The 4,544-nt window shown below is 48.7% G+C and carries 4 protein-coding genes; all 4 read left to right on the top strand.

Annotation, left to right across the window (positions count from 1 at the left end):
* The coding region (locus tag Q0257_RS09890) for a hypothetical protein (protein ID WP_298024506.1) at positions 1–785 on the top strand (785 nt) is incomplete at its 5' end.
* Positions 757–2,832 (top strand): hypothetical protein, encoded by a 2,076-nt coding sequence (locus Q0257_RS09895; RefSeq protein WP_298024508.1) that lies wholly within the window; start codon positions 757–759, stop codon positions 2,830–2,832. The genes Q0257_RS09890 and Q0257_RS09895, both read left to right, overlap by 29 nt.
* Before the next feature lie 491 nt (positions 2,833–3,323).
* Positions 3,324–3,866, top strand: coding sequence for a hypothetical protein (locus tag Q0257_RS09900; RefSeq protein WP_298024509.1), 543 nt, complete (start codon positions 3,324–3,326; stop codon positions 3,864–3,866).
* Positions 3,863–4,399, top strand: coding sequence for a hypothetical protein (locus Q0257_RS09905; protein ID WP_298024511.1), 537 nt, complete (start codon positions 3,863–3,865; stop codon positions 4,397–4,399). Before Q0257_RS09900 ends, Q0257_RS09905 begins: the two co-directional genes overlap by 4 nt.
* Positions 4,400–4,544 lie beyond the last annotated feature (145 nt).

Below are 4,544 nucleotides of genomic sequence, written 5' to 3' on the forward strand. Positions count from 1 at the left end.
TCGTCGATACGAGCTTCGGCGGCGAGCCCAGCGAGAGCACGATCTTTAACGAAAACGACAATCTCGACTATGTCTCGCAGCTGCAAGATCAGGGCTTTGAGGAGTCTGATGCGCCGCGCCTCGATACGGCGCATCAGACTGCAGCGCAGAATTTGCAGCAGAATTTAGCGCAGAATTTTAATGAAGCTCAAAATTTTAACGAAGCGCAAAATAGCGGCGTAAGCTTAAACACAAGCTCCGCTAGCGCTCGAAATTCCAGAGTAAATATCGATTTTGATGAGATGCCTAGCTTCGGCGAAAGCAGTGAGCAGGACGGCGAGGAGATAGACGGCGAGTCTAAGCTTAGCGCAGAACAGGGCTTGGCAGAGGTGCAGCGCGCACCGCAAAAGCAAGAATTTAAGGGACAAAATTTAGATGATGTAATAGTGGGCGGCGTCGCGCCTCAAACAGAGCGCATGCATGGAAATTCGGCTGATGCGCAGCAAAACGTAAAGAGTGCGGAAGGCGCAAAAGACGCGCTGCAAGATGCAAAAGGCGCATCGCAAGGCGCAGAGAAGGTAGCGGGCGCGTCGCGAGGAGCGGAGAGTGCGCAGCGAGAGGATGCCTCGTATTTTGAGGGTGATGATAGTGCCGATGGCGGCAGGTCGTCTTTTGAAGTGCAAGAGCGGCGGCAGGATGAGGCGAAATTTAAACCCGCGCCGCCTTTAAATATCGAAGAGATGGGCATTCCAAAGATCAATGAGGCAAACAGGCTCGATGACGACGACGCGCCGCTGGATCTGTGAAATAGCGCTTAGGCTAGCGCTGATCGTTAGCGTTTTTTGCTTTGTGCTTTACGCGCAGGATTTCAGTGACGCAGGCTTTTGCGCGTTGGCGGCGTTCTGGGCTTTCGCGCTATTTCGGGTGCTATTTAGCTTTTTTTACGAGGCGAAGCAGCGCGCCAATGCGGCGCTATTTCGCAGCAGCGGGATTTTGATTAAAATTTTTAGAGGCAGACTGATAAGCGGGGTTTTTGCTTGCGCGGGCGCGATCCTCTTAAGCGCTACTTTGGCGCTAGGCCTAGCCGATCTGCGCGGCGCGGAGCTATTCGTGACGCTAGCGGCACTGCCTGCAGCTCTTGCTCTGATGCGTCTGGCGGTGCTTAAGCTCAGCCTAAAAGAGATTAAAAATCCTAGAATTTTATCGCTCAAACTTAGTATTTTGCTGCTCGCCGCGCTTGCCGTAGCGGTAAATTTCGCTCTAAATTTAGCCTATTTGCGGCTTGCAGACGCTACGGGTTTGGCCGCACACTCTCAAAATTCTGCGATAAATTTTACCCCGTCCGCCTGCACCGCTTCATCCGCCGAAGACTCCGCGAGGAATAAGATTTCCGCACCCGTCGGAAATTTTAAAACAAATAACGCCGCTAAAAATCTCACCGCTTCGCCCGCAAATTTTAAAGCGGGCTCCGTCAGAGCGGTGCACGCCTCGGCTGAAAATTCTAAGGCAGATCCCGCCGCTGCGCCGCAAATCAACGCTAAAAATTCTACGGCAAGCTCAGCCCCAGCACAAAATTTAGCCCAAAATCCCGCCGCACCGAGTATGGCTGCCGACAGTTCCGCTGAAAAATCCGCGACCAGCCCCGCATCGGTAGCTGAAATTTTTGAAATTTTAAAATCTACCGCGCCGCAAGCGCACTTCAGATCCGCTCTGCTAAATGAAATTTACGCTTTGAAATTTTACAAAAACGCGCTGTTTGGGCTGGCGCTGTCGCAGAGCCCTAGCGCGCTAAAAATCGCTCTTTTGTTTCTGATCTGCGCGGGAGATTTTCTCTTTTACTGCGCGATCTTGCATCTTTGCGCCTTCGTGCTTTTTACGTCGCGAGCCACGTCCGCGCCCAAAATAGGGCGCTTTAGCGGCACGATATTCGCGCTTGCCTACGTCACGCTGTGTTTGATCTGCGCCGCGCAGACGCGCACGGCAGGCAGCGGAGCGGAGGGCGCACATCCTAAAAGCGCGGTCGAGACGGGCGTGCAGATCGTGCTGCAAAGCGGCGAGCGGCTGATCTTAAGCGCGCGCGAGGCGGACGCGCTAAGAGGCGAGCTAAACGCCACGCGCTTCGCTGCGGAGGCAAACGCCGCATCCGCGCTAAATAGCTACATCGACGCCGTTTACGACGAGGGCGCGAGGCTTAGCGCACAGAAAATGGCGGATTTCAATTACTCGTTTCTGAGCGATTATCTGGTGCTGTGGCACGGCGTGTGGGACGATGACGCGGGGGCGTATCTGAATGAGAAATTTGCGCTCTTCGTAAGCGAAAGCTTCCCGAAAGATTTTGGCGAAAATATCGCTAAAATCGCTGCGGCAAACGTCAAAAATTATGAGAGCTCGCTAAATTTTACGCTCAAAAAATACGGCGCGAAAATCGATCTTAACGTCACGCAGAGCTTCAGCCTAAAAAGCAAGGCGTATCGCGCGAGCGGAACGGGGCTGGGGGCGCTGGGCGGCGTGTTGGGCGCAAAGCTGATAAGCAAGAGCCTCGCTAAAACTGCGGCCAAGACGGGTGCGAAGACCCTTACCAAGGCGGGCGCCAGCGCAACCAGCGGTAGTGCGGGGCTCGTGTGCGGTCCGGGCGCGGTGGTGTGCGTGCCTGCGTTTGCCGTGGCTACGTGGTTTGGGCTGGATTTTGCGTTTGCCAAGGGCGACGAGGCGCTGAACCGAGAGGAGTTTGAAGCTGCGATCGTGCGCGATATGATGGCGGCGAAAGAGGAGCTAAAGCGCGCGCTGGCGGAGGATTTCAACGCGACGATAGATGAAATTTCGAGCGAAATTTTAAATTTAGACGGGAAGTAGGGCGACGGATTATGCCCGCGCAACTTAGACCCGTTGCGAGCGAAATTTTACGGCGGATTATGGAGCTTTCGTGCGTAGCGGGCGGCGAAATTTTAAAATTTCATTTAAGTGTGGGCGACGGGTGCCATACATCAAAATGGGCGGCTCGGTAGGTACGAAGCGGTAGCGAAACTAGCGGCAATAAAAAGAAGCGACACAAAATGAGTAGCGTAGCAGATGCGCAATAAACAGCGCTGCGAGTGAGTAATTTTATAAAATTCTATTCTGCTTTGCTTGCTTTGCCGCACCTACGCGATTTAGACCCGTTGCGAGTGAAATTTAGCGGTAGATTGCGTAATTTGTCTGCGTAGCGCGCGGCGAAATTTTAAAATTTATCTAAGCGCAGGCGGCGGACGGGATTACGGCGCATTTATCGCGCCGCCGCACTCCTTAAATTTAAGAGCCAACTAAAAATTTTTAAATATAATCGCCGCTTAAAACAAGGAGCGACAATGAAAAAATTCTATCTTAAAATTTGGGCACTAGCATTTATAACGGCATTTGCGGCGATTCCTGCTGCGGCACAACCGCCTTTGGTAAGCTTAATAGAATTAGAGAATTTTAAAAATGAAGAGCAAAGGACGCTTTTGAAATCCTGTGACTATGGCGAAGGCAAATATAGCTCGTGCAATAAACTCGTTGAAATTTTATCTAAAGAGTGCGACGACGATAGGCGTTATTTAAGTTGTGAATTAAATGCGCTTCTTTTATTGACATTAAATAGAGACGAAGAAGCTATAAATTATCTTGTTAAAAGTTGCGATGCAAATTTAATGACGAGTTGCTTATGCCTTAATTGGGAAGATCTGTATTTCACCGGAAATACGGATAGGGTTTTAAAGAGCTTTAAAAAAATATGTAGTATGGATTCGGAATCTGCACATGAGTATTGCGGATTTTATGATGAACTTAAAATTTGTATGGAAGATAAAGAGTGCAACCCAAGAGGAAAAATGAAAGAAATTTATAATAAACTATACGGGGAGTTGAAATGACAAGGCTAGGCTTTATATTTTATTCTATGATATTTTTAGCTTCTATTGTAATGGCTGGTAAGCCTACGGCTGAAGAGGAAAATCTTTATAATGAATGCGATAAAGGAAACGGCAAATATAGCTCGTGCACTAGGCTAATAAAAATTTTATCCGAAAAATGCGATAGTGGAGATATGATTGGATGTGCCGATGTGGGTTATATTATGGGCTTTGAACTGGGTATGCGCGAAGCCTCGGTTGCGCCATTAGATAAATCTTGTAAGGCAGGCGTAGCCGAGTCCTGCTACAATCTAGGAATATTTGACATTATGAGAAGAGGCAATATCGAAAGGGCTTTTAGTAGCTATGTTATAGCTTGCGAAAGATTTACCGATGAGAAAAAACTACTTAAGTTAAAATCTTGCGAACTAAGAGAAGCTCTAGACGGCTGTTTACGCGACAGCAAAGATCGTGATCCTGTAAAATGCGCTAGAAAGGCATACGGGAAAATTTATCAAAAATACGATGAAAATGAAAATTCAACCAAGGAGTAAAAGATGGCAAATCCAAAGAAGGGCAAGGAGTGCTAATGAAAAAATTCTATCTTAAAATTTCAATGCTTGCATTTATAATGGCATTTGTATCGATTCCTGCTGCGGCACAACCGCCTTTGGTAAGCTTAATAGAATTAGAGAATTT

The sequence above is a fragment of the uncultured Campylobacter sp. genome (genome assembly GCF_938018035.1).
GTDB lineage: Bacteria > Campylobacterota > Campylobacteria > Campylobacterales > Campylobacteraceae > Campylobacter_B.